Source organism: Paenibacillus sp. NN59 (assembly GCF_057597225.1).
On the sequence record NZ_CP199678.1, the window covers coordinates 1,984,085 to 2,009,413 of the forward strand.

Annotated in this window: 24 protein-coding genes; 21 read left to right on the forward strand and 3 right to left on the reverse strand. The window is 46.9% G+C overall.

Going from position 1 to position 25,329, the window contains the following annotated elements:
• The first annotated feature begins 261 nt into the window (after positions 1-261).
• The 3 genes from pheS to ACT89M_RS08945 all read left to right on the forward strand — a co-directional run bounded on the left by pheS (position 262) and on the right by ACT89M_RS08945 (position 6,750).
• Entirely contained in the window at positions 262-1,296 is a 1,035-nt protein-coding gene (gene pheS / locus ACT89M_RS08935; protein WP_154886900.1) for a phenylalanine--tRNA ligase subunit alpha, read from the forward strand.
• 57 nt (positions 1,297-1,353) lie between these two features.
• Complete coding sequence (gene pheT / locus ACT89M_RS08940; protein ID WP_253495894.1) at positions 1,354-3,807, forward strand: phenylalanine--tRNA ligase subunit beta; 2,454 nt, start codon at positions 1,354-1,356, stop codon at positions 3,805-3,807.
• Positions 3,808-3,945: 138 nt separating this feature from the next.
• A complete protein-coding gene (locus ACT89M_RS08945) occupies positions 3,946-6,750 on the forward strand; it encodes a hypothetical protein (protein ID WP_253495892.1) in 2,805 nt (934 codons plus the stop codon).
• 102 nt (positions 6,751-6,852) lie between these two features.
• Here ACT89M_RS08945 and ACT89M_RS08950 read toward each other — a convergent pair whose 3' ends face one another.
• Positions 6,853-7,224: a cupredoxin domain-containing protein gene (locus ACT89M_RS08950; RefSeq protein WP_308722137.1), complete on the reverse strand. Its 372-nt coding sequence runs from the start codon at positions 7,222-7,224 to the stop codon at positions 6,853-6,855.
• Between the two features lie 220 nt (positions 7,225-7,444).
• Positions 7,445-7,804 (reverse strand): phage holin family protein, encoded by a 360-nt coding sequence (locus tag ACT89M_RS08955; protein ID WP_090922244.1) that lies wholly within the window; start codon positions 7,802-7,804, stop codon positions 7,445-7,447.
• 193 nt (positions 7,805-7,997) lie between these two features.
• On the opposite strand from ACT89M_RS08955, the gene ACT89M_RS08960 reads away from it, so the two are divergent.
• The 4 genes from ACT89M_RS08960 to ACT89M_RS08975 all read left to right on the forward strand — a co-directional run bounded on the left by ACT89M_RS08960 (position 7,998) and on the right by ACT89M_RS08975 (position 12,880).
• Positions 7,998-10,364 carry an endonuclease MutS2 gene (locus ACT89M_RS08960; protein ID WP_308722136.1) on the forward strand — a complete coding sequence of 789 codons (2,367 nt, stop codon included), beginning with the start codon at positions 7,998-8,000 and terminating at the stop codon, positions 10,362-10,364.
• Between the two features lie 62 nt (positions 10,365-10,426).
• Positions 10,427-10,852, forward strand: a complete 426-nt coding sequence (locus ACT89M_RS08965) for a DUF350 domain-containing protein (RefSeq protein ID WP_090922248.1) — start codon at positions 10,427-10,429, stop codon at positions 10,850-10,852.
• A 120-nt stretch (positions 10,853-10,972) separates the two neighbouring features.
• Positions 10,973-11,539 carry a hypothetical protein gene (locus ACT89M_RS08970; protein WP_090922301.1) on the forward strand — a complete coding sequence of 189 codons (567 nt, stop codon included), beginning with the start codon at positions 10,973-10,975 and terminating at the stop codon, positions 11,537-11,539.
• A 132-nt stretch (positions 11,540-11,671) separates the two neighbouring features.
• Positions 11,672-12,880 carry an MFS transporter gene (locus ACT89M_RS08975; RefSeq protein ID WP_253495888.1) on the forward strand — a complete coding sequence of 403 codons (1,209 nt, stop codon included), beginning with the start codon at positions 11,672-11,674 and terminating at the stop codon, positions 12,878-12,880.
• A gap of 114 nt (positions 12,881-12,994) precedes the next feature.
• Here ACT89M_RS08975 and ACT89M_RS08980 read toward each other — a convergent pair whose 3' ends face one another.
• Positions 12,995-14,215, reverse strand: a complete 1,221-nt coding sequence (locus tag ACT89M_RS08980) for an NAD(P)/FAD-dependent oxidoreductase (RefSeq protein WP_253495886.1) — start codon at positions 14,213-14,215, stop codon at positions 12,995-12,997.
• Positions 14,216-14,310: 95 nt separating this feature from the next.
• Between ACT89M_RS08980 and ACT89M_RS08985 the strand changes: the two genes are divergently transcribed.
• From ACT89M_RS08985 to ACT89M_RS09050, 14 genes are all read left to right on the forward strand, one after another.
• On the forward strand, positions 14,311-14,544 hold the full coding sequence (locus ACT89M_RS08985; RefSeq protein ID WP_090922254.1) for a hypothetical protein: 234 nt from the start codon (positions 14,311-14,313) through the stop codon (positions 14,542-14,544).
• A 55-nt stretch (positions 14,545-14,599) separates the two neighbouring features.
• Complete coding sequence (locus tag ACT89M_RS08990; protein WP_090922256.1) at positions 14,600-14,983, forward strand: spore coat protein; 384 nt, start codon at positions 14,600-14,602, stop codon at positions 14,981-14,983.
• A gap of 156 nt (positions 14,984-15,139) precedes the next feature.
• Positions 15,140-15,640 (forward strand): Lrp/AsnC family transcriptional regulator, encoded by a 501-nt coding sequence (locus tag ACT89M_RS08995; protein WP_145328963.1) that lies wholly within the window; start codon positions 15,140-15,142, stop codon positions 15,638-15,640.
• Positions 15,641-15,653: 13 nt separating this feature from the next.
• Entirely contained in the window at positions 15,654-16,862 is a 1,209-nt protein-coding gene (locus tag ACT89M_RS09000) for an aminotransferase class I/II-fold pyridoxal phosphate-dependent enzyme (RefSeq protein ID WP_090922260.1), read from the forward strand.
• A 220-nt stretch (positions 16,863-17,082) separates the two neighbouring features.
• Positions 17,083-17,271, forward strand: coding sequence for an aspartyl-phosphate phosphatase Spo0E family protein (locus ACT89M_RS09005; protein WP_308722269.1), 189 nt, complete (start codon positions 17,083-17,085; stop codon positions 17,269-17,271).
• Positions 17,272-17,454: 183 nt separating this feature from the next.
• Positions 17,455-18,006, forward strand: a complete 552-nt coding sequence (locus ACT89M_RS09010) for a type 2 periplasmic-binding domain-containing protein (protein WP_090922264.1) — start codon at positions 17,455-17,457, stop codon at positions 18,004-18,006.
• Positions 18,007-18,042: 36 nt separating this feature from the next.
• Positions 18,043-18,585 carry a bifunctional adenosylcobinamide kinase/adenosylcobinamide-phosphate guanylyltransferase gene (locus tag ACT89M_RS09015; RefSeq protein WP_186812213.1) on the forward strand — a complete coding sequence of 181 codons (543 nt, stop codon included), beginning with the start codon at positions 18,043-18,045 and terminating at the stop codon, positions 18,583-18,585.
• A gap of 72 nt (positions 18,586-18,657) precedes the next feature.
• Complete coding sequence (locus ACT89M_RS09020; protein WP_308722268.1) at positions 18,658-19,233, forward strand: cob(I)yrinic acid a,c-diamide adenosyltransferase; 576 nt, start codon at positions 18,658-18,660, stop codon at positions 19,231-19,233.
• Positions 19,230-20,246: an RluA family pseudouridine synthase gene (locus ACT89M_RS09025; RefSeq protein ID WP_308722135.1), complete on the forward strand. Its 1,017-nt coding sequence runs from the start codon at positions 19,230-19,232 to the stop codon at positions 20,244-20,246. Before ACT89M_RS09020 ends, ACT89M_RS09025 begins: the two co-directional genes overlap by 4 nt.
• A gap of 791 nt (positions 20,247-21,037) precedes the next feature.
• On the forward strand, positions 21,038-21,403 hold the full coding sequence (locus ACT89M_RS09030) for an arsenate reductase family protein (RefSeq protein ID WP_308722134.1): 366 nt from the start codon (positions 21,038-21,040) through the stop codon (positions 21,401-21,403).
• Positions 21,404-21,603: 200 nt separating this feature from the next.
• On the forward strand, positions 21,604-22,497 hold the full coding sequence (locus ACT89M_RS09035) for a 5'-3' exonuclease (protein ID WP_154958253.1): 894 nt from the start codon (positions 21,604-21,606) through the stop codon (positions 22,495-22,497).
• Positions 22,494-23,609 (forward strand): phosphodiester glycosidase family protein, encoded by a 1,116-nt coding sequence (locus ACT89M_RS09040; RefSeq protein WP_221786411.1) that lies wholly within the window; start codon positions 22,494-22,496, stop codon positions 23,607-23,609. Before ACT89M_RS09035 ends, ACT89M_RS09040 begins: the two co-directional genes overlap by 4 nt.
• A 27-nt stretch (positions 23,610-23,636) precedes the next feature.
• Positions 23,637-24,323 carry an MOSC domain-containing protein gene (locus ACT89M_RS09045; RefSeq protein ID WP_308722133.1) on the forward strand — a complete coding sequence of 229 codons (687 nt, stop codon included), beginning with the start codon at positions 23,637-23,639 and terminating at the stop codon, positions 24,321-24,323.
• Between the two features lie 77 nt (positions 24,324-24,400).
• Positions 24,401-25,288, forward strand: a complete 888-nt coding sequence (locus ACT89M_RS09050; RefSeq protein WP_308722132.1) for an ROK family protein — start codon at positions 24,401-24,403, stop codon at positions 25,286-25,288.
• The last annotated feature ends 41 nt before the right edge of the window (positions 25,289-25,329 follow it).

Sequence of the window (25,329 nt, forward strand, 5' to 3'; positions counted from 1 at the left end):
GTTTCTGTAGAACCAGGCTGCCGAAATTCACTCCGGAGCGGTTCCCTGAACCTGATGATGTGTGCAGACACAGAGACGAAAGTAGGGGTAAACGGTTAACGGTCGTTATTCCGTACAAAGTGAGACAGAACGTGTTGCAGAGCTTTTTTGCAATGTGACAACGGGAGTCTAACAAGGGTGGTACCACGGTCTTTTCGTCCCTTTTGGGGAGAAAAGGCCTTTTTTTGTTGCAATAACAGCATTTAAAGGAGGCAATTACACATGAAAGAACGTTTGGAAGCATTAAAGATCGAAGCGCTGGAACAGCTATCGGGCGTTAACGATCCGCAGACGCTGGCTGATCTGCGTGTAAAGTATTTGGGCAAAAAAGGGGCACTGACTGAGATTCTGCGCGGCATGGGTTCACTAAGTGCCGAAGAACGCCCAGTCATTGGGCAAGTCGGTAACGAGGTTCGTGGAGCGATTGAAGAGGTGATCAACAGTAAGCAGGAGCAGTTCCAAAAGGAAGAGACTGCGAAGCGTCTTCAATCCGAGAAGGTTGACGTAACCTTGCCGGGGCGTCGCGGACGTCAAGGCGGATTGCATCCATTGACCAAAGTGGTGCAGGAGATCGAAGATATTTTCATCGGTATGGGATACCGCGTAGCAGAAGGTCCTGAGGTGGAGATGGACTATTACAACTTCGAAGCTCTGAATCTGCCGAAGAACCACCCGGCGCGTGATATGCAGGATTCCTTCTATGTTACTGAGGATCTGTTGATGCGTACACACACCTCTCCAGTACAAGTTCGTACGATGCAAAGCATGAAAGGTGAGGTGCCTGTCAAAGTCATCTGCCCTGGTAAAGTATATCGCCGTGATGACGACGATGCGACACACTCCTTCCAGTTCCATCAAGTCGAAGGCCTTGTAATCAGTGAAAACATTCGAATGAGTGATTTGAAAGGAACGTTGCTGCAATTTGTGCGTGAAATGTTCGGCGCTCACACGGAAATTCGTCTGCGTCCAAGCTTCTTCCCGTTCACCGAGCCAAGTGCGGAAGTGGATGTAACTTGTGTACAATGCGGTGGTAGCGGATGTCGTGTCTGTAAGCAAACAGGCTGGCTCGAAATTTTGGGCGGCGGTATGGTTCACCCGAAAGTGCTGGAGATGGGCGGATATGACCCGGAGAAATACAGTGGTTTTGCCTTTGGTATGGGTGTAGAACGGATCGCGATGCTGAAGTACGGCATAGATGATATTCGTCATTTCTATAACAGTGATCAGACTTTCCTGAAACAATTCGGACGTCTGTAATGATATTGATTGTCAATGAACGTCAAACTAATACAAAGATTAAGGAAGTGAACGTGCATGAGAGTATCGACAGATTGGCTGTCTGATTACATTGCCCTTGAAGGTGTAACCCCACAGGAGCTGGCAGAAAAAATCACCCGTGCAGGGATCGAAATTGATGTTGTGGAGAACCGCAACCAAGGGGTGAACAAGGTTGTTGTTGGTTATGTGAAGAGCAAGGAGAAACATCCGGACGCTGATAAACTGAATGTCTGTGTGATTGATGCAGGACAAGAGGAAGAGCTACAGATCGTATGTGGCGCGAAAAATGTGGATGCGGGTCAAAAAGTAGCGGTAGCCCTTGTTGGCGCAAAGCTTCCAGGCGGGCTGGATATTAAAAAAGCGAAGCTGCGCGGCGTTGTATCGCTTGGTATGATCTGTTCGGCCAAGGAGCTTGGCATGAACGACAAATTGCTACCTAAAGAGCAACAGGAAGGTATTCTTGTGCTGCCGGAAAACACAGAGATCGGCACGCCAATCAGCCAGGTGCTGGGTCTGGATGATCATGTGCTGGAGCTCGACTTGACGCCGAACCGTTCCGACGCCTTGAGTATGCGCGGTGCGGCATACGAAGTGGGTGCGATTCTGGGACGCGAAGTGACGTTGCCGAATCCGAAAGATCAACTGGTTGAAGCTGGTGATGAAGCCGCTAATCATATTTCTGTAGAGATCAAAGCTCAGGAGCAATGTAGCCATTATGCGGCTCGTTATGTGACTGGAATCAAGCTGGGGGCTTCCCCGCTCTGGATGCAGAACCGTCTCATGGCGGCAGGCGTACGTCCAATTAACAATATCGTGGATATTACCAATTATGTCATGCTGGAATACGGGCAGCCGTTGCATGCGTTTGATGCGGATAAGCTGGAGAACGGCCGTATTGAGGTGCGTATGGCACACGAAGGCGAAACGATTGTGACGTTGGATGGACAGGAGCGTAAGCTGGAACCGCATATGCTGCTTATTACCGATGGCGTGAAGCCTGTTGCCATCGCCGGGGTTATGGGTGGTGAAAATTCCGAGGTATCGGAAGGCACCGTGAATCTGCTCTTGGAGTCCGCCAAGTTTGATGGCGGAACGGTTCGGAAGACGTCGCGCCAACTGGGGCTACGTTCCGAAGCAAGCTTGCGTTTTGAAAAAGAAGTAGACCCGGGTGCTGTAATTACGGCTCTGGATCGTGCGGCTGAACTCATTCAGCGTTATGCATCAGGCCAAGTACATCAAGGGATTGTGCAGGCTGGGGCTGAAGCTTCCGAGAAACGTGTCATTCAAATGTCTCTGAACAGACTTAATCGTTATTTGGGAACGGATCTTTCTCTGCTTGAGGTGAAAACAATCTTTGCCCGGTTGCACTTTGCATGTGGTGATGCGGAGCAGGGTGTTCTCGATGTGGAAGTGCCTACTCGCAGAGGGGATATCACGATAGATGTGGATCTGTTCGAAGAGGTTGCCCGTCTATACGGGTACGACAACATTCCAACAACGTGGATTGAGGGCCCGACTACACCAGGAGCATATACCCGTCCTCAAGCCATTCGTCGTACGATCCGTGGGTTGATGTCTGGTAGCGGCTGGCAGGAAATGATCAGTTATTCCTTTGTTCATCCGGACAAATCAGTGCTGTTCCCTGCGCTGACACAAGGAAGCAAAGCGGTTAAGCTGGCTATGCCGATGAGTGAAGATCGTAGTGTGTTGCGTACGAGCATTCTGCCGCAGATGCTGGATGCTGCTGTATACAACATGAATCGGAAGCAGGATTCGCTTGCTGTGTTTGAAGTAGGCAGTGTTTTCTTCACGGAGGAAGAGAAGCTGACGAAGCAACCGCATGAAATTCCGGTACTCTCCATGTTGCTTACGGGTGACCGTGTAGCGCAACAATGGAATGTAGGAGCAGAGAAAGTGGACTTCTTTGACATCAAAGGTGCACTTGAGAACTTGTTTGCTTATTTGGGGCTTGAGCAGCGGATTCGCTTCGTGGCGAACAGTCCGGAAGGATTCCATCCAGGGCGTTCTGCCTCCATCTATCTGGATGGCAAAGATGGAAGTGAAGGCACATTGATCGGTACTCTCGGTCAGTTGCATCCAGAACTACAGCAACAATATGATCTGAATGATGTTTATGTTGCTGAAATTGCTCTTGAAGCGATATATCAGGAAGCGGATGCGGATATTCGTTATCGTGAGCTTCCGCGCTTCCCGGCAGTAGAGCGGGATATTGCCGTGGTGGTAAACAAGAATATCGAAGCTGGCGACATGCTCCGTACCATCCGTGAATGTGCGGGTGAACTGTTGCAGAACGTACAGGTATTTGACGTATTCACAGGCAGCAAGCTGGGTGAAGACAAGAAAAGTGTGGCCATGGCTCTGGTATACCGAAACCGTGAACGCACGTTGACAGACGAGGAAGTTACCGAAGCTCATGCGCGGGTCGTAACACGTTTGGAAGAGCAATTCAACGCAGAACTGCGCAAATAAGACAGAAGTCAATTTTTTGAACAAAGATTAGCAGGAATTGCTCGAAGTCACATCGAATCCTTAGCAATAGAGGATCGATGTGACTTTTTTGTCATTACAGCTTAGAATCAACATACAGACTTGAAGGAGGGCACAACTGTGACTACACCTGATCGTACACGCGTCACCGTAGAGATCTACGGGACTTCCTATAAACTGGTCGGCAGCAGTGCCGATTATATGAAACAAGTAGCTAATCTGGTAGATGAGCGTATGAGCGCCATCTCCAAAAGTCATTCCCGTTTGGACACGCCGCGTATTGCTGTACTTGCGGCCGTACATATGGCTGAGCAGTCTCTACAGACGCAGGAGATCCGAAATGAGCTCAAGATGCTCACGGGAGAACGTACAGAACTTCGAAATGAATTGAACCGATTAAACGCCATTCAGAGCGAACACCAAAAAGAATTGCAACAGCGAGATCAGTCTCTCGCTGAGGTTCGCCAGAAGAAGATTGAGGCGGAGCAGGCTTTGCAAAAGCTCACCGCAGACAAGCAGGCTGAAATCTCCAAACTGAATGCGATGTTGGAGCAAGAGCGCAGCCAAATGAAGGATCAGATCCAGAAGATGCAAGCGCAAGCCGCGTCACAACTCAAAGAGGCAGAAGTGAAAGCTAATACACGTGTAAAGGAAGCAGAGGAAAAAGCGGCAAGCCAACTCAAACAAGTACAGGCTCAATCTGCGTCGCAACTTAAAGAAGCACAGAACCGTGCGGCAGCTGAGCTACAGCAAGTGCGGGCCAAAGCCGCAACTGAGTACAAGGAGTTGCAGGAAAGAACTGCGGCACAATTGAAGGAAGCCGAAAGCAAGGCAGTAGCAGAGCGCCAAAAACTGCAGGTTCAGGCGGCAGAGCAGGTACAAGCGGCCAAAGAAGAGGCAGAAGCCGCGATCCTCTCTGAACTGGAACAGGCTGAAGTCAAATTGAGACAGGTGGAGGAAGAGGCAACCCTCCAATATAGCGAACTTGAAAATCAAATGAAGCAACGTCTGGAGCAAGCCGAGCAGAATGCACAGAAGCAGGCGGATGCGTTCGAAGCACAAGCGAAACAAGAGCGTGAAGCATGGATTGCTGAAGCTGAACAGAAGCATCAGGCTACACTGGAGCAATTGCAGGCTGAGTTTAAAGCTCTTTCCGAGCAATCCGAACTGGAATGGATGGAGAAAGAGGCATTTTATGAAGAGCAATTGAAAGAAGAGCAGGAAGCAGCGGCTACCCGTACAGCTGAGGCAACGGCTGCGGCTGAAGAAACGCTACAGCAGGAGCGGAGTAAACTGGCTCGTCAGTTGCAGGAAGAACGCGCTCAGGCAAATGCTCGCATAACGGAGATCAATGAACAACTGGGAGAGGTTCGGAGTCAGCTTCAACATGCGCAGGAAGTGGTGTCTGAGCAAGAACAGTTGCTTCAAGCGGAACGTACCCATGTGGAGTCATTGCAACAGGAGCACGAGATCCGTATTCAGGATCAGGAGACTCAGACACGTCGAATTGCGGAGCTTCAGCAGCAATTGGAGCAATTGAGAGGAGACAGCAATGATCTGCAGAACAAACTCCGTGAAACGGAGCAGTCGTTGAAACAGACACAGGACTCTCAGCAACAGTTGCAAGATCTGTATAATGAAGCAGTGGATCGTGAAACAGCGCTCACAGCTCAACTGCGTAAACTCCAGGAACAGCATACCCAGCTTGAACAGGATGCGCAGCATTTGCTTGAAGCAGAAGCGAAGTCAGAAGAAGAACAGCGCAGATTGCACAAGGTACTTGAGCAGGCACATGCGGCTGTACGTACATTGCAAAATGAGATCACAACACTAACGGAGAGTGAACAATCATGGAAAGATCTTGCTGAACAGCGACTCGCCGATATTGGCGATCTGGAGAATCAGATTCTCGAAGCGGCCGATCAGAATGAAACGCTGGAGGCTGGTGTACAGTCCTTACATGATGAACTTTCCGTTGTAAAGGAAGAAGCACGTCTCTACAATGAAGAGGCTGTTCGTTATGAGAAAGAAAACGAGGTCCTGGAAGAAAAACTCAAGCAATTGGATGAGGAATTACAAGGCACACGCCGTGAACTAAATGATAAGCATGAGGAGTTAGCTGATACTCGCGATGAATTGCATAGTGCCCAAGAGGAATTAAGCCGTTTGCAAGAACAATACAAGCAGATCCGTAACGATTATAGTGATGCTCTCCAACGAGAAGAAAATGCTGGTTCTCTAATGAGTGAACTCGAAGCGGAGAAGAATGCGCTGGAGCAATCGCTGAACGAAGCAAGACAGTCCGCTGAGCAGCTTGCCAAGCGTTATACAGAGCAAGCGAATCAACTCGCGCAGACGGAAGAGGAAGCTCTCGAATGGCAAATTAAACATGAGGATCTGTCGGCCAACCAGGCGGAACTGTCTTCTCGCATCGAGCAACTAATGACACGTGAAGAAGAGCTTCGCTCACAGTTGGAACAGGCAACTCAGTCGGCAGAACAGAACGAACAGGTATGGAAGCTCCGAGCTGACGAATGGGCGGAGCAGGAGCAGGCATGGCAGGATCGCTGGACAGCGCTGGAGAGTGAATTGACAGCGTGGCAACGAGAGAGTGCAGCGAGTTCCGAGAAGCTGGAAGAACTGGTACAAGAACGAGACCAGTTGCTCAGGGAACGTTCACAGCGGGAACAGCATCAAGTGGAGGCTGATGAGGAGAAGCAGATCATGGAGAATGAACTGCGAGAAATAAGTGAACGTTATGAACTAGCGGCAAACCAGCTTCGGTTGATGCAGGTTGAGCGAGAGATGGAACAAGAAAAGGCGGAGCAACTCAATACGGAATATCGTCAGTTGCATGATGAATATACGAAGTTACAGACGGAATATAACGAATGGATTGAATTGATTGAGCAGGATCAGACGTAACGAATGACTCTTTTCGTCGATGTGCTGACCAGCAAACTCTTGCATAATTTGTTATAATACACAAAGAGCTCCCGTCGCTACGGGGGCTCTTGTCTTGAAGTGTTATTCTTCTACTATAATTTTGGAGATCATGCTACTGTGTCCAGATCCACAAGAAACGGAACATGACATTTCGAACTCTCCGACTTTGTCCGGGACAATGACTTTGGAACTTTTTTGAGTGTCTAGCAGAAGATTGAACTCAGGCACGAGCAAACCGTGATTTCCGTTGACGTTTTCATAAACAATCTTCACAGGCACACCTTTTTTGAGTCGATATTCGGGTTGATCGAATTCGTAGTTGCTTGCCTTGATCACCAGTTGTTCGCTGGCTGTAATCTCTGGCTCGGATGCTGAATCTTTGGGACTACCGCATGCAGCAAGAACAAGAATTAACATACACGCGGCAAGCCATGTTATACCTTTCTTCATCATGTACCTCCTTCAGACGTGTGAGATGGATAAAATTTGAATGATTTCTCAAATCATCATACCGCAATCTGGCGATGCCTGTACATGTGGGGTATGTCGTTTTATTGAAATTTATCGATAGTTGCTGATCACTTGATGTGCAAAAAGAAAAACCTCTTCAGGCCAACGGCCTTCCGAGGTTTAGGTGTCTTGTTAGAGCGTTAGCCAACATGGCAGGCTGTCTTTAGCTTTTGGAGCTACGTCCGGCATCAAACGGTGTGGATACCGGGATGAAGAGATCGATAATCCCGATGACCAATGCGGCGAGAATGGCACCGAGCAGGCTGACCTCAACGTGATCAACCACATATTGACCCAGCCAAATGACCAGTGCACTTACGATAAAGCCGACGATTCCCCGGCCAAAAGGATTCACTCTTTTGCCAAAGATGCCTTCAACGATCCAGCCCAGCAAGGCAATGACCAATGCAAGCATCAGTGCGCTCCAGAAACCACCAACGGCGAAACCGGGAACGATCCAGCTTACAACCATTAAGACGATAGCTGCAATAATAAATCGTACGACATGGCCCAGAAAATTCATAGGGGTTACCTCCTTTGTTCAGATTGGATTGGGCATAAACATGGGAACTCTAAGGGAGTAAAATGAATAGCACAATCCTGACACATGTAGTTTGTGGCGTCATACCCCAAGTTATGTGTGGAAGGATTCGTTAAATAGCGCAACAAAGTTTCTTTCGTTATAATACAGGTATAGTTTGGAAGGAGTTGTACACTTGGACACGAAAATATTACACACATTAGAATATCGCAAAATTCTAAATACATTGATTGGCTTTGCTCAAACGTCAATGGGCAAGAAAAAAGCGGAGCAACTTGAACCGAATAGTGATCTTGAAGAAGTAAAACGTTTACTTCAACAAACGGATGAAGCTTTCACCTTTGAGCGTCTCAAAGGTTCCCCATCATTTGGCGGGATTGTAGACATCACGGCTTCTGTAAAACGTGCTGAGATTGGAGGCACCCTGAACCCGCATGAACTGCTGGGTATTTCCACAACGACACATGCGGCCAGACGATTGAAACGTCAGATTGCAACGCTGCATGAGGACGAGCCGATAGCGTCGCTCTTCTATATCAGTGACCAGTTGTCCGAGCAGAAGGAGCTTGAAGATGCGATCCGTATCTGTATTGATGATAATGCGGAGGTTGCAGATAGTGCGAGTGTAACGCTGGCACAGATTCGCCGTGAACTGCGCGGGGGAGAAGCACGGATTCGGGAAAAGCTGGATTCAATGATTCGTTCATCTACGGTATCCAAAATGCTTCAAGATCAGCTTATTACGATTCGTGGAGATCGATTTGTGATTCCGGTCAAAGCAGAGTACCGCTCTTATTTCGGCGGCATTGTTCATGATCAGTCTGGTTCAGGAGCGACTCTATTTATTGAGCCGGAATCCATCGTGGCTATGAACAATAAATTACGCGAAACCCGGATTCGGGAAGAACGTGAGATTGAGGTTATTTTGCAAAAATTGACGGCCCATGTCAGTGAGCAGGGTGAGTGGCTGTTATATGATGTCGATTTGCTGGCATCGCTTGATTTTATTTTTGCCAAAGCACGTTTAGCCCGTGAACTGAAAGCAACCCTGCCTCGGATGAATGATCGGGGTTTCCTGAAGCTGAAAAAAGGACGTCATCCGCTGATTCCGATTGAACATGTCGTTCCAATTGATGTAGAGCTGGGCAACGACTACACCTCTATTATCGTGACTGGACCGAATACGGGTGGTAAAACGGTAACGTTGAAAACCATCGGTCTATTAAGTTTAATGGCGATGTCGGGATTGTTTGTTCCAGCCGAAGACGGCAGTCAGCTATGTGTCTTTGATGCGATCTATGCCGACATTGGTGATGAGCAGAGTATCGAGCAGAATCTGAGTACGTTCTCTAGCCATATGACCAACATCATTCGTATTTTGAAAAATATGACGCCGAAAAGTCTCATCCTGTTGGATGAACTTGGAGCAGGAACAGATCCGGCAGAAGGTTCTGCGCTCGCCATCTCCATGCTGGAGCATATGCACCAGACAGGTTGCCGCATGGTGGCAACGACTCACTATAGTGAGTTGAAAGCTTATGCGTACGAGCGTAAAGGCGTTATTAACGCCAGTATGGAATTTGATATTAATACACTGAGTCCAACATACCGTTTGCTTGTCGGTGTACCGGGACGCAGTAACGCTTTTGCGATTGCAGAGCGCTTGGGGCTTCCGGGTTACATTCTGGATTATGCACGCGGTGAAGTGAAAGAAGAAGATCAGCGGATTGAACACATGATCGCTTCGCTCGAAGAGAACCGTCTAACAGCTGAACAAGAGCGCCAGAAAGCGGAAACGCTTCGTCAGGATATGGAGAAATTGCGCAGCCGCCATCAAGCCGAGCTGGAAAAGCTGGAACAACAGCGTGACCGCCGGATTGAAAAAGCGGAGGAAGATGCACGCAGCATTGTTGATAAGGCCCGTGCAGAAGCAGAGAAAATTATTGCGGATCTTCGTCAGCTGGCCCTGGAAGAGGGGGCTTCTGTCAAGGAGCATAAATTGATCGCTGCTCGTAAGCAGCTGGATGAAGCAGAACCGGAAAAACGTAAAAAAACGGTGAAAAAGACAGCTGCTCCGAAAGCACGTGCAATTGGCCCAGGTGATGAAGTTCTGGTTTATAGTCTGAATCAGAAGGGGCATGTCGTGGAGATGGCAGGCAACAAGGATGCTGTGGTACAGCTCGGCATTATGAAAATGAAAGTGTCGCTGGATGATTTGGAGTTGCAACAGACAGCACCAGCAGCAAAACAGCCAAAGCAAAAACCAGTCACAGGCATGAAGCGTACTCGAGATGATAACGTGAAGAGTGAGCTGGATCTGCGGGGGGCTAACCTGGAAGAGGCGCTGATGGAAGCAGATCGTTTCATCGATGAAGCATTCCTTGCCAACTTGGGTCAAGTGTATATTATCCATGGCAAAGGTACAGGAATTTTGCGTACGGGTATTCAGGATTACCTGCGGAAGCATAAACATATTAAAAGTTATCGTCTAGGCAATTACGGAGAGGGAGGAAACGGTGTAACCGTCGCTGAACTGGAATAGCCTCAAGATGAATAAACAATGCCTGCTGTTCAGTCAAGGTGGATAGCAGGTTCGGAAGGAGAATGGGAGTGAAAGAAGCGATTGACGGACTGCTGTCTCATCCGCTCGGGATGGTCCTCGGTTTCTTCTCGGTTGCCATTATGGAGTTGCTTGTTTTTCTGGCATGCTTCGAACTGGTGACCAAATATAAATGCTGGACGGAGATCAAAAAAGGCAATGTGGCTGTGGCTATGGCTACAGGCGGGAAAATCTTTGGGATTTGCAACGTACTCCGTTTTTGCATTCAAGCAAAATCTTCAGTATATGAAGCGATGACATGGTCATTTGTCGGGTTTGTTTTGTTGCTCATTGCTTATTTTTTGTTCGAGTTCCTGACGCCAGTGTTTTCAATTGACCGGGAGATTGAAGCAGATAACCGTGCAGTTGGATTAATATCCATGATCATTTCTGTCTCACTGTCCTTTGTTATTGGCGCAAGCATTGTCTAGGGGGATCGATGATGAAAATATTGATACGGATTTTGTTTGCGGCGTCGATTGTGTTTTTTGCCATCGGTGTGATCTATGTGTTAAATACGTAATTATATGAAAGAGAAAGGTTGATACATGATGGAAACAACGGTATGTCCTTGGTGTCAAACAGAGATTGTTTGGGATGAGGAACTGGGTCCGGAAGAAGAGTGTCCGTATTGTCATAATGAATTAAAGGGTTACCGTACACTGAACATTAACATTGGTGATGAAGAGAATGATGATAGCGAAGAAGAGTTCGACATGAAGGACATTTCAAACGATAAAGAGCAAATCTCGGACCTGACTTCGCTTTGGGGTGATGAAGTGGAACTGAAGTTGCCAGAACTTCGGACATTGAATAAATATGCAGATGAGGGCAACGATCTGATTCAATATGAACAAGGTGTAGAAAAGCAACTGGATCAGCAAGAGGAAGTACCAGAGTGTCCGAATTGTCGGGAATTCATGATTCTAGCTGGTACGCAGACAGCGAGTCAGGATACATTCACACCAGTGGCCAATGCTGCTTCTGGGAAAGGTGTTGTCTTGTCATCTCCATTTACGGTATTGACTTACGTGTGCTCTGGTTGCTTCCAGGTTCAATACAGTTTATCAGAGGATGACCGTCTGCGTTTGATTCAGAACCTGAGTGCACACGAATAGATCACATTGGTTTGAAAACTAATTTTATACAACACCAAAGATTCATCATGTTTTCCTCCGGCTTGGGGTACGTTAAGCCTTAAGAGCCACCTGTTCAAGTTAAGTTGGATTCAGGTCATGGAGGAGGGGCAGATGAAGATTACTTTGGGAAGACAATCCATTCTGCTTTTAGGCGTGAATGGATTGTTTGCGTTAGCCGGAGCCTTGTCCGGTACGTTTTTGAACGTGTTTCTATGGAAAAGCCGTCCGGATTACGCCATGCTCGGCTGGTTTACCATCAGTCAGCAACTGGCTATTGGCATCACGTTTTGGCTCGCGGGGAAGTGGGTCAAGGAACATAATAAAATGAGTGCATTGAGGCTTGGGACAGCATTATCTGGTATGTTCTATATGCTTGTTCTGTGGACTGGCAAGAGCGCTGTGGATTGGATCTGGCCGTTAGGTTTGCTCCTAGGATGTGCATTGGGGCTATTCTGGATTGCCTTTAATGTCGTCTATTTCGAAGTGACGGATCGGGAAAATAGGGACTTGTTTAATGGCTGGGTTGGTTTGTTAGGCTCTATGACAGGCATTGTTGGGCCGTGGTTTTCGGGCCTCATTATTTCACGTATGGCAGATAATACAGGATATCGGCTTATATTCACCGTATCTCTTGTTATTTATATTATTGCAGTGATTTTCAGTTTTTTTCTGAAAAAACGAAAAGTTAGCGGGACATACTGCTGGTTAGAACCCATCCGGCAGTTGTCCACCCCAAAGAGTCCGTGGAGGCCGCTTTCCATGGGGCTGTTTGCCCAAGGCGTTCGGGAAGGGGTATTTGCCTTTTTGATTGCACTGCTGGTTTATCTGGCGACAAGCCAGGAGTACAAGCTTGGACAATTCTCTCTTATTACTTCAGCTGTTGCGCTCGCCAGTTACTGGGCAGCAGGAAAATGGTTTAAACCTCATTATCGATCTAAAGGGATGTTTACAGGTTCCGTGTTGTTACTTCTGGTGTTGTTACCACTACTCTGGAAAGTGACATATGGGACACTGCTTTTTATGGGAATCGGAAGCGCTATAGCGATGCCGCTATATATTTTGCCGATGATCTCCGCAGGTTTCGACATGATGGGCACAAGCGGCGAAAATGTGGAGAAAAGGGTTGAACTTGTCGTATTGAGGGAACTCAGTCTGATGTGCGGGCGGCTTTTTGGCTTGACCGTATTTATGATTACTGTGTTAAACTCGCCATCAACTAAAGTGTTAATCTGGCTCATTATCATCCTTGGGGCTTTTCCGCTCATTGGCTGGATGTTTATGAGGAAACTTTTGATCAACACGACAGCTCGTGATTCATAAAAGTTTATAACTAAAAAAAAGGGTGCAGCGAGGGAATGGAAGTTATCCCTTAGCCGTACCCTTTTGTTGTTTTTCATACGACGAAACCGTATGTCATCCAATGTGTTTTTGCGTTTAGGCTGGAGATGGTTTGCTCGTTCTTGTTAGGGAGAAAAGCTTCATATCTTCATTCTGAACGCCGCTAATGGCATCTGCGATCAGTGAGGCCGCAATCATGCTGTACACCGTTCCGTTCCCACCGTACCCTTCGACAAAGTATGAATGTGGGTAATCCGGATGCGTACCAATGATGGGAAGGCCATCATGTGTATTACCAAATACAGCACCCCAAGCATAATCCACCTCTAGCTGATCAAGCGGGAAATATGTTTTGAGCTCATCTAGCAGAACATCGCCTTGATTTTTGGAACGGAGCTCGCGCTGATCCTTGTCCGGTGTTTCTTCATCAAGTCCACCCACGATAATGCGGTTGTCTGGCGTGGTACGCATATATAGATAAGGGCGAGCCGTTTCCCAGATCATAGCTTGCTCATGCCAAGAGCTCAGATCAGACAGAGGTTTGGTTGTTATAGCATACGTTGCTTTCAAATACGCTCCCCGGTCTTTTTTGATCTCTTGCGTTTCATAACCGGCTGCATAAACGATCTGCTTAGCTCGAATTTTGCCATGGGGAGTATAACACAAGACCCCTTCATCGTCATATTCACAGTGAATCATTTCTGTTTGTTCGTAGATACGTGCCCCATGTTGAACGGCCGACTCAAACAGCCCTTGCACAAACCGATACGGATTTACTTCCGCATCTCCTCTGGTGTATAAGGCGGCTGGTTTCACAAAAGGAAAATGGCTTTTGATTTGGTCTGCGTTCCATAGCTCTGCTTCGAATCCATGCTTTTGTAAGGTCTGATATTCTTCCTCTAGCAAAGAAACATCTTCTTCGCTGCTGGCAAAACAAAAGCTGTTTCGCGGAATAAACCACGGATCGGTCTTCAGACTCCCGGCAATTTCGGAAAGCTGCTGCATGGCTTCACGGCACAGCTGATAAAAGCGTACCCCTTTTGCTTCTCCAAATGTGTTGATGCACGATGTCAACGTTTTGTCATTGGTATATTGTAGCAGGCCGGTGTTGGCTGAACTGCTTCCATGTGCTATTTTTCGCTTGTCAATGACAACCGTATCGAATCCACGCTCTGCAAGCAGCCTTGAAGTCAGTGCACCTCCCATACCGCCACCAATAATCAAGCAGTCACAAGAGATGTCGCCATTTAAAGAGGGATAATCCACATCCGATTTATAAGTTGAAGGCCAGTAAGGTGTGCCATATACAAGATCCAATTGAACCAGCTCCTTTGTCTTCACATTGGTATAGTTTTGTATTTCAAGGTAACAATAAACTCGCATAAACTATAGATCTAGGAGGTACGACGTACATGCAACATTCACAAATGCAAGCCCTGAGTCCAAAAGAATTGAACTATATTGCCGATTCCATCTCCAACGAGGAGATGCTGATCAAGCAATGTGCAGCTACAGCTTCCATATCTACACATCCGGCTATTCAACAGGCATTGAATCAATATGTTCGCTCTCATGAGCAACATATGAACACATTGATTCAAACATTGCATCAGCATCAATCTCTTGCACCTTCCCAATCACAATAATTCACATCAACAAGCAACCCACAGCAATAAATCAGCACATAGGAGGAAAACACACATGTATAATCAAACCGGAACTTTTATGCAAGAACAGGATTTGTTAAAAACCATTCTTGCAGACCTGAGACGAACTTCGCGCGAATACACAACGGCTACAACAGAATCTTCCTGTCCGATGGTTCGCACTATGTTCAATGATTTGACGAATGATACACTTCGCCTGCAAGGAGAACTGTTTAACCTGATGCAGCAGAACAACATGTACTCCGCTTCTGCTAAAGCACCGCGTCAGGACTTGGACAAGCAGATTCAGTCTGCACACCAAGCACAGCAGAAATGTCAGCAATTCGTGCAAGAAAAAACTGTACAAACTAGCTCTTATGGTCAAGTGCCAAATGTATCTCCGCGTCAACCGAATTACGGCAACCCTTATTACATGTAACCTGTAGATAAGGGTTTTGAAGCATTTGCTTAAAGACCATACCACCGCTTGCCTGAATTGAAGGCAGGCGGTCTTTTGTCTATGCACCAACGTTGAATTCATGTAATATAAGTATTAATTCATTTTAGGAACCTGGATGACGCTGGAGGGAAAACGATGAAAGAGTTGAACGATCTGCAACTTAAAGTTCTGGATCTGTTGAAGGAAGACGCGAGAAGGACTCCCGCACTGCTGTCAACGCTGCTGGGGGAGTCGGAAGATAAAATCAAAGCTGCTGTAGCGCAGCTTGAACAAGAACACGTCATCGTAAAATATGCAACGGTAGTGAACTGGAGCAAAATTGATGATGAGAAAGTGACGGCCCTAATTGAAGTTCAGATTACACCTGAGCGTGGGCGTGGCTTTGAAGGGATTGCGGAAAGAATCTATCTTTATCCGCAAGTAAAGTCGGTTTACCTCATGTCAGGAGCATACGATCTGCTTGTTGAAGTAGAGGGTGGTAATCTGCGTGAAGTGGCTAACTTTGTATCGGAGAAGCTGTCTCCGATTGATTCAGTACTGTCAACCAAGACGAATTTTATTCTTAAAAAATATAAGCAGGACGGGATTATTTTTGAAGACCATCAGGAAGACAACCGTCTCATGATCTCGCCGTAAAGGAAGATGTGTCATGATAGTGAATGAACAGACAACCGGGAATAACAAAACAATGTCCTCATATTTGGCTCCGCTCGTGAAACAGATCCCGCCATCCGGCATCCGCAAGTTTTTTGATCTGGTGGGCGACAATAAAGATATCATCACGCTTGGTGTAGGCGAGCCGGATTTCGTAACACCGTGGCACATGCGTGAAGCTTGTGTATACTCCCTCGAGAGAGGCATGACCAGTTATACATCGAATGCAGGTATGCCGAAGTTGCGTGAGGCAATCAGCAGTTATCTGGATACGCAGTTTGATACCAAGTATGATCCGAAAGATGAGATTATTGTCACCGTAGGTGGAAGTGAAGCAATTGACCTTGCTTTGCGTGCATTGATCGTGCCCGGAGATGAAATTCTTATCCCTGAGCCATCTTATGTCGCATACTCTCCTATTGCTTCCATCGGTGGAGGTATCCCTGTCGGGGTAGAGACATATGCAAAGGATCAGTTCAAGGTAACGGCTGAAGCGCTGGAAGCTAGCATTACACCGAAATCGAAGGTTGTTATTTTATGTTATCCAAGCAACCCAACAGGGGCGATCATGACCTACGAAGACTGGCTGCCGATTGCAGAGGTCATCAAAAAACATGATTTGATCGTCATTGCTGACGAAATATATGCTGAGTTGACTTATAATCAAAAACATGTTAGCTTCGCTTCAATTCCCGATATGAAAGATCGCACGATTTTGGTGAGCGGTTTCTCCAAGGCGTTTGCGATGACGGGATGGCGGATTGGATATATGTGTGGACATCCTGAACTCATTGCAGCAATGCTCAAAATCCATCAGTACACGGTAATGTGTGCGCCGGCAATGGGTCAGGTAGCAGCTCTCGAAGCATTGACAAATGGCCTGGGTGAGAAAGACCGAATGGTCGAATCCTATAACCAGCGCAGACGTTTGATCGTACAGGGGTTCCGTGATATTGGACTGGATTGCCATGAACCGCAGGGAGCGTTTTATGCTTTTCCGAGTATTCAGAAGACAGGCCTCAGCTCCGATCTGTTTGCTGAACGATTGTTAACGGAGAACAAGGTGGCTGCGGTGCCAGGTAACGTGTTTGGGCCGCAAGGAGAAGGATTTTTACGTTGCTCTTATGCGACCTCAGTATCCCAGTTAAACGAAGCTTTGGAACGTATCGGAAATTTTGTTTACAAAGTTCAAAAAGAGGGTTAATACAAAGAAGAACTACAGTATAAATAAGGCATTTGGTACTTTTCCAAAAAAATACTTTCTTTTACAAAATATTATGATATAATTTCAATTTGAAATAGGATTTCATATATTTGGAAAATTATTTTCTGAGGAGGGGTTAGCTTTGTTTTGTGTTGAATATGATTTACCGACAAATCGTGGACACGTTCTGGCAGAAAGCGATCATGGCGACCGATGGTCGGTGAACCCTGATGACGCATCCTTGCATAACATTTCCTTGGAAGATGAGATCCGCATGCTTCGCAGCAAGATGGAACAGATTTTTCTGGAAGAGAAATCATTTACATCCGACATTGTGATTGAAATCAGCAGTTTGCTGGACTTGAAAATTAACGAATACATGAAGGCTAATCCGGTCAAACCGAAGTAAATATCGGGTTGATGGATATATGCTAGGAACATGTAGAATGATATAATTTGTAACACGGCAGAGAGGAGGTCCGAAAGGGTCTCCTTTTTGTTATGTACTTTAATGTAATGTCGAATACGGGTTATTTTTTTGCGTGGAACAATTGTGATATATTGGAGTTAGGAGACTAAAGGGGGAACTGGAATGAGGAGATTTTGGGGACTGACCGCAATAATTTCATTAATCTTTATATTAGCCGGATGTGGCGGTAAAGATGGTTTTACGGTGTTTATTATTGATAACCAGGGTAATCCATCGGGTATTTCGGAACAGTTACAAACAAATCTGCAGCAAAAGCTTGGTGAAGAACCAAAAGTAGAAATCATTACAAGTGCGATGTATGATGTTCAAAAAATATTGGTTGAATATGCCGCTGGCAGCCATGATATCTTTATCTTGCCTGAAAATGATATGAAACAGTATGGTCAGAACGGCTCGAATGTCCCGCTAGATGATACATTTGATCCCAAGAAATATGAACGTGGTGTATTTGAGGGATCTGTATTGGTTGAAAAAGGGAAGGGCGACGATGGATCTGATATGAAAAAAGAAACCCACTTGTACGGTATTCCGCTGGAGAATATGCAGATGTTCAAGGATGTAAACTATGCCCCAAGCAATCTGTTCGCTACCATTCCATTGTCAGCGGCTAACATTGAAGAGTCGAAAAAAGTGCTCAAGGCGCTGACAGAATAACATCTATCTAGAACAGGTATGGGAGGAGGGAACGGATTGCTGATTACGGTCACAGGCGGTATGGGCAGCGGAAAAACGCGCTTTGCGCTGAAATATGCGGCTCAAATGAGCCGGGAAGGTGTATATTTGTCCACTGGTGATCATGATTCCGTAATTCCCGAATTGCCATCCGCTCATTATCGTGCCATTCAGGTGGGGAACGGCCCGAAGCTTGCTGAAGTGGTGAACCAGATTAATCGGGAATCCAATCTTTTTCTGGCGGATCAACGCATGTTGATTGTGGATAGCCTGACGTCCTGGATGGCAGCGAGTTTCAGGGAAGCAACCGATCTGGATCTGCAACGTGTGGAAACACAACGGTTACTAGATGCACTGCTATCCTATCAGGGGAAAATACTTATCATTACAAATGAGATGCAAGGTAGCTTACATCCGTCAGAAGAGGAACGTATTTTTGCGGCGAGAATGGCTTCGGTGAACCGGATTCTGCAGTCTAATGCAAAACAGATGTTTATGCTGGTGTCTGGACTTGCGATTGATCTGAAAGCTCTGCATTTGCGTTATGAAGATGAAGGATAGACGAGCTTTGGGTAATCGGGTAAGATATTTCAGCGTTTGATAAATGATTGATGCACAATTGGAGGGATTATGATGGGGATATATACACGAACCGGTGATGAAGGCCAGACTTCAGTCATTGGAGGCCGAGTTATCAAAGATGATGATCGGGTAGAGGCTTATGGCACGATTGATGAATTAAATTGCTTTGTGGGTCAAGCAATCAGTTTGATTGACTCTGCTAACAGAGAATTTGAGGATTTGCGCGAACATTTGCTTGAAGTGCAACAGGAGCTCTTTGACTGTGGATCAGATCTGGCTTTTGTGCGAATAAGTGAGACAAAGTACAAAGTACGGGATGAGATGGTCACACGTCTGGAGCAGTGGATCGATCAATATGATGCTGAAAATCCTAAAGTGGAACGTTTTATTATCCCTGGCGGAAGTCAACTCTCATCTGCTCTACATGTGTGCCGCACAGTGTGCCGCCGGGCAGAGCGCCGTACCGTTACGCTGGGACAGCATACGGATATTAATCCGTCGGTGCGCCGGTATCTGAACCGTCTTTCGGATTACTTCTTTGTTGTTGCACGGACAGCCAATGCAAGACAACAAGTTGCGGACATTGAATATGTGCGGAGCAAAAAAGTATTCCGCCGCAAAGAATGAGCCAATATTATGCACCGATTGCCTACACGGTGACCGAAGTAGAGGACGGCTGGCTGCTAAAAACCGTGCTTCAAAAGCGGCTTCAGGTTTCGCGTAAGCTTTTATCCAAAATCAAACTCACCGAACAAGGTGTTATGCTGAATGGTGAACGGGTATATATCAGTGTCAAAGTGAGTGCAGGTGATCTGGTGGAGATTCGGATGGAGCGAGAGGAATCCGATGATATTTTACCAGAGGATATTCCATTCGCTGTGTTGTATGAAGACGAACATCTGCTGATCGTGAATAAAGATGCCGGAATTATCGTGCATCCAACCCATGGGCACTATACAGGTACTTTAGCTAATGGTGTGGTGCATTATTGGCAACAAAAAGGCCAGAAATTCCGCTTCCGTCCAATCCACCGATTAGATCAGGAAACATCCGGCGTGCTGGCGATTGCCAAAAACCCGTATGTGCACCAGCATGTATCAGAGCAGATGATCGCCGGCACTGTGGATAAAAAATATATCGCACTGGTGCATGGCAGCCCTGTTCCCGAACAGGGGGCAGTTGACGGGCCAATTGATCGCGATCCCGAGGAACCGCATCGCCGTATCGTTACACCAGACGGATATGCGGCCAGAACGCTCTACACAACGTTGTCTCGCTGGGATGATGGAAGTGCCAGTGCTGTAAGTTTGAAGCTGGAGAGTGGACGAACCCATCAGATCCGGGTACATATGACGTCTATCGGTTGCCCGTTGATCGGTGATCAGATGTATAAGACGTTGCCAGTGCATAACGTGGATGAGCAGACAATGGCTGTTCGTGAGGAACGGGATACGTGGATTGAACGCCAATCGCTACATGCGTGTGAACTGATATTCGAACATCCGATCCTCCGGGAACGTATGACATTCCAGGCTCCACTGCCGCCAGATATGGCCGCGTTGGAAAAACGTTTGGATACCGAGGCGGCCCCGAGAGTAATGCTTCAGGAAGCAGAGGGACAAACCCAAGCGGAAAAGTAACCTCGGATTTAGGACGCAGCTGCATGTTCGAAAATAAAAGTGTATACAGTTCAGAAAGCAGCGCAGCTGAACAGCATGCCGAGGGCTAGAGAGGTTTTGAGCTTTTAAGGTATTTGAGCCTTAGAGTTCAGAGAGCAGCGCAGCTGAACAGCATGCCGAAGGCTAGAGAGGTTTTGAGCTTTTAAGGTATTTGAGCCTTACAGTTCAGCGAGTAGCGCAGCTGAACAGCATGCCGAGGGCTAGAGAGGTTTTGAGCTTTTAAGGTATTTGAGCCTTAGAGTTCAGAGAGCAGCGCAGCTGAACAGCATGCCGAAGGCTAGAGAGGTTTTGAGCTTTTAAGGTATTTGAGCCTTACAGTTCAGCGAGTAGCGCAGCTGAACAGCATGCCGAGGGCTAGAGAGGTTTTAGAGCTTTTAAGATATTTGAGCCTTAGAGTTCAGAGAGCAGCGCAGCTGAACAGCATGCCGAAGGCTAGAGAGGTTTTGAGCTTTTAAGGTATTTGAGCCTTACAGTTCAGCGAGTAGCGCAGCTGAACAGCATGCCGAGGGCTAGAGAGGTTTTAGAGCTTTTAAGATTCTTCAGGCTTTAAGGTAGTTAAGCTTGAGTTCGTAAAATCTCTAGCTCTAGAAATGTTGGAATAAATGTTGAAAAATCACGTCGTAATGAGGGGCGATAAGCCCGCATTCGACTAAAAAAATTGCTGAGCGAGGGTATTGGGATGGAGCGACTTTTGGATTTGCGGAGCAAACCAAGGGAAGCGATAGACCAAAACCCGAGTGGGAGGAACATCCATGAAAAAACTGAAAGTATACCAATATGCAAAATGTGGTACGTGCCGTAAGGCTGTGAAATGGTTGGAAGCGAAAGGGCATGAACTGGAGCTAATTCCTATTTTTGATACACCACCATCGAAAGACGAATTGACAGAGCTTATTCAAAAAAGCGGACTTGAAGTGAAAAAGTTTTTTAACACCAGTGGAGAAGTCTACAAAGAGCAACAGCTGAAAGACAAACTGCCAGGTATGTCCGAGGATGAGCAGATTGCGTTACTAGCTTCCAATGGTCGTCTGATCAAACGTCCGATCGTAACCGATGGAGACAAAGTCACCGTGGGTTTCAAGGAAGATACGTATGAGCAGGAATGGAACAACGCCTAAGACATTCACCAGAGCTAAGCCTTGAATTGTTCGCAATTCAGGGCTTTTTTGGTTGGACGAGGTAGTGGCATATTTATGCTCCATGAGGGTTGGCGTAACTATGTTATAATGATAGAATGAGTTTCGATATTTAATATGCTATTGAAGTTGGAATCAATTGTTGTTCCAGCTTTCATAGATCAAGGAGAGAACAAATTCAAGTGAATCAACGTAATGAACCTACTTTGTTACTGGTAGACGGTATGGCAGTGTTGTTCCGGGCATTCTATGCAACTTCTGCAAGCGGATATATCAGACGTACAAAGGCAGGGCTTCCGACCAACGCAGTCTATGGGTTTATCCGTTATTTTTGGGATGCGGTTCAGACGTTTGGACCAAGCCATGTCATCTGCTGTTGGGATATGGGAGGCAAGACGTTTCGCGGTGAGGAGTACGCAGCATACAAAGGTAATCGTGCTGAAGCACCAGATGACCTTATTCCCCAGTTTACTCTGATTCGTGAAGTGATGGATAGTCTAAACATTCCGAATATTGGTGCAGAAGGGTATGAGGCTGACGATTGTATCGGAACACTTGCCAAATATTACACTGAAGAAACCGATATGAATGTGATGGTACTGACCGGAGACCATGATATGTTACAGCTGATTAATGACCGCACAAGTATCATTATTATGAAAAAAGGTCACGGCAACTACATGGTGTATAATCCCGAAACGTTGATGGCTGAGAAACAATTGACACCACGTCAGGTTATTGACATGAAGGGTTTGATGGGAGATGCCAGCGACAATTATCCCGGGGTACGCGGAATTGGCGAGAAAACGGCTTTGAAGCTTGTGCAAGAGTATGGATCGATTGAAGGGATTTTAAGCAATCTGGATCAACTTACCCCTTCGGTACGTAAAAAAATCGAGAGTGATCTCGATATGTTGCATCTGTCTCGCAGGCTGGCAGAGATTCACTGTGCAGTTCCGGTGGCTTGTACGCTGGAAGGCTGTGAATTGCGTCTGGACCCGGATACGGTGATGGACAAGTTTGAACAACTTGAGATGAAGAGCCTAGGTTCTTGGATGGGAGTGGCGATAGGGTGAGCAACGTGACGATGAAAAAAACGAGTAAAAAGTGGTGGACTGGGGCAATGGCCCTCGTCCTCGCACTTCCGGTATTGCTGTCGGGGGCAGTAAGTGCACCGCAGACAGCGGATGCCAAAGCAGCCATTAGCGTTAAAGTACAGAAAGTGAAGGCAGCAGGACGTAGTTTTAGTGTACAGACCGTTTCGATTCCAAAAGGAACACCAGTAACCGTAGGACTTGCTAAGAAACAGGTTGGTCAAACCGCTACATTGCCGTCTATTGTAAAAGCGTACGGCGCACAAGCAGCAATCAACGGAGCTTTTTTTGAAGCATATCATGGAGCACCAGATCCCTACGGGATGTTAATAGCAAATGGTAAAGTTATACATATAGGAAGATATGGCACATCCATCGGTTTTAAGGCAGATGGGTCGGCGATAATGGATTCGCTTCAAGTGAGCTTAACGGGCACGGTCACAGATACGAAAGGAAAATCAAGCGGCTGGTATGCAACATTTGTTAACCGGACACCTTCAGCAGATGCAAGCATCTCGATGCTGTACACCCCAGAACGTGGAGCCAATGTTGGTTTCAAGGGCGGAACGGCAGTGATTATGGAAAAGGGTGTTGTGACCAAAAAAGTACCGAATACAAACGTAGCGATTCCCAAAAACGGTTCTGTTCTTGTCTTCACAGGTCGAGAGAAGTCCACAGCTGACCGATTTACGGTAGGCTCCACCGTAGAGATGAATTACAGATATACGAACGCAGCCGGTCAGGAAATTCCGTGGCAGGAGGTGGTCACAGCTGTGGGGGCTGGCCCGCGTCTGGTGAAGGATGGCAAGGTATCGGTAAATCCGGCAAGTGAGGGGTTCAAAGATCCCAAAATTCTGAATGCATCCGGAGCGAGAAGCGGAATTGCGATTATGGCCGACGGTTCGGTGATGCTTGCTACCGTTTCTGGTGCTACAATAAAAGAATGGGCAGCTGTGATGCAAAAGCTGGGAGCTAAACAGGCGATGAACTTGGATGGCGGTGCATCCTCTGGGATGTATGCAGGTGGCAAAATGCTGACTTCTCCAGGGCGGCTGTTAAGTAATACATTAGTATTTGGTGGTTCTGTTCGATAAAAAGTAATCATGGAGGTATGATGTGGCATGACACCTGTACCCGATTCGATAACAGAAGAGGCAAGCACGGCAGTTCTGGCGATTAATATAGGGCAACCTAAGCCATTGCCTGGCCAGAAAAATGAAGTGTTGAGTGGTATTGTGAAACATCCTGTCTCCGCCCCGGTTTTCCTGTCATTCACTGGAATGACAGGGGATGCTCAAGCGGATCTGGTGCACCACGGTGGTCCAGATAAAGCTGTTTGTGTATACGATCATAGTCGCTATTCTGCGATTGAGCGTCTGATGGAGCGTAAGCTGGAGTGGGGGGCATTCGGAGAGAATCTGACCGTTACAGGATGCGCTGAGGAAGAGGTTCGCATTGGTGATGTATTTGAACTCGGTGATGCGCAGGTGCAAGTCAGTCAGCCGAGACAACCATGTTTCAAGCTGGGGATAAGATATGATTACAAGGAGTTGCCTGTATATTTTCAGGAAAGCGGGCATACCGGTTTTTATTTTCGAGTATTGCAAGAGGGAGAAGTTGGCCCTGCATCACGTTTAAGAAGAGTTCGAACAGATACTTCATACATGACGATTCTTGAAGCTAACCGGATCATGCATCAGGGGAAACAGGACGTGGAAGGGATGCAGGCTCTACTCTCTATTCCTGTGCTCTCGGATAGTTGGAAACAGACATTGCTTAAACGGTTGAACAAGCTTGAGCGTAACTGAGCCCTGCTGAATAGTCCGAACCGCTATATGGATACGGCAGTGTTCCTATTACAAACCAACGTAGGAGTGAGATCAACATGACAGTTTTAGGTGCGATTGAAGCAGGCGGAACCAAATTTGTATGTGGCCTTGGTACAGAACACGGAGAGGTCCTGGAACGAGTTAGTTTCCCTACAACCACGCCGGAAGAAACGATGGCTCAGGTCATCTCTTTTTTTGAGGGCAAAGGTATTGAAGCAATGGGGGTAGGTTCTTTCGGGCCAATTGATCCCATTGAAGGAAGTCCAACCTATGGTTATATTACGACAACACCGAAGCCGCATTGGGGACAGTACAACATGATTGGCAAACTCAAAGAACACTTTGATGTACCGATGACGTTTGACACCGATGTGAATGGAGCAGCTTTGGGTGAAGCCACTTGGGGAGCTGCGCAGGGGCTGGATAGCTGTCTGTATATTACGGTAGGTACAGGCATCGGTGCAGGAGCTGTCGTTGGCGGAAAAATGGTGCACGGACTGTCTCATCCCGAGATGGGCCATATTATCGTGCGGAGACATCCCGAAGATTCATATGCAGGATTTTGCCCATACCATGGAGACTGTCTGGAAGGGCTTGCGGCGGGGCCGGCCCTGAACAAGCGCTGGGAACAACCTGCTTATGAATTGCCAGCAGATCACAAAGCCTGGGAGATTGAAGCGCATTATCTTGCACATGCTCTAATGAATTATGTGCTGATTCTTTCGCCTCAGAAAATAGTGATGGGCGGAGGTGTGATGAAGCAGGAGCACCTATTCCCGATGGTTCGTAGCAAACTACAGGAATTGCTGGCAGGCTATGTGCAGCATCCGTCACTTCATGCTGGAATTGAGGCGTATGTTGTTCCACCAGGTCTGGGAGATAATGCTGGCTTGTGTGGTTCGCTGGCACTGGCGAAACTGGCCTTGTCAAATAAACGCATTTAGGGATTGACGAAATTTACCAGTATGGTATGATGTGAGCAACA

Bases quoted from the DNA above. Each gene is read 5' to 3' on its own strand.
- pheS (WP_154886900.1), top strand. From the start codon at position 262: ATGAAAGAACGTTTGGAAGCATTAAAGATCGAAGCGCTGGAACAGCTA.
- pheT (WP_253495894.1), top strand. From the start codon at position 1,354: ATGAGAGTATCGACAGATTGGCTGTCTGATTACATTGCCCTTGAAGGT.
- ACT89M_RS08950 (WP_308722137.1), bottom strand. From the start codon at position 7,224: ATGATGAAGAAAGGTATAACATGGCTTGCCGCGTGTATGTTAATTCTT.
- ACT89M_RS08955 (WP_090922244.1), bottom strand. From the start codon at position 7,804: ATGAATTTTCTGGGCCATGTCGTACGATTTATTATTGCAGCTATCGTC.
- ACT89M_RS08965 (WP_090922248.1), top strand. From the start codon at position 10,427: ATGGGAGTGAAAGAAGCGATTGACGGACTGCTGTCTCATCCGCTCGGG.
- ACT89M_RS08970 (WP_090922301.1), top strand. From the start codon at position 10,973: ATGGAAACAACGGTATGTCCTTGGTGTCAAACAGAGATTGTTTGGGAT.
- ACT89M_RS08975 (WP_253495888.1), top strand. From the start codon at position 11,672: ATGAAGATTACTTTGGGAAGACAATCCATTCTGCTTTTAGGCGTGAAT.
- ACT89M_RS08985 (WP_090922254.1), top strand. From the start codon at position 14,311: ATGCAACATTCACAAATGCAAGCCCTGAGTCCAAAAGAATTGAACTAT.
- ACT89M_RS08990 (WP_090922256.1), top strand. From the start codon at position 14,600: ATGTATAATCAAACCGGAACTTTTATGCAAGAACAGGATTTGTTAAAA.
- ACT89M_RS08995 (WP_145328963.1), top strand. From the start codon at position 15,140: ATGAAAGAGTTGAACGATCTGCAACTTAAAGTTCTGGATCTGTTGAAG.
- ACT89M_RS09000 (WP_090922260.1), top strand. From the start codon at position 15,654: ATGATAGTGAATGAACAGACAACCGGGAATAACAAAACAATGTCCTCA.
- ACT89M_RS09010 (WP_090922264.1), top strand. From the start codon at position 17,455: ATGAGGAGATTTTGGGGACTGACCGCAATAATTTCATTAATCTTTATA.
- ACT89M_RS09020 (WP_308722268.1), top strand. From the start codon at position 18,658: ATGGGGATATATACACGAACCGGTGATGAAGGCCAGACTTCAGTCATT.
- ACT89M_RS09025 (WP_308722135.1), top strand. From the start codon at position 19,230: ATGAGCCAATATTATGCACCGATTGCCTACACGGTGACCGAAGTAGAG.
- ACT89M_RS09030 (WP_308722134.1), top strand. From the start codon at position 21,038: ATGAAAAAACTGAAAGTATACCAATATGCAAAATGTGGTACGTGCCGT.
- ACT89M_RS09045 (WP_308722133.1), top strand. From the start codon at position 23,637: ATGACACCTGTACCCGATTCGATAACAGAAGAGGCAAGCACGGCAGTT.
- ACT89M_RS09050 (WP_308722132.1), top strand. From the start codon at position 24,401: ATGACAGTTTTAGGTGCGATTGAAGCAGGCGGAACCAAATTTGTATGT.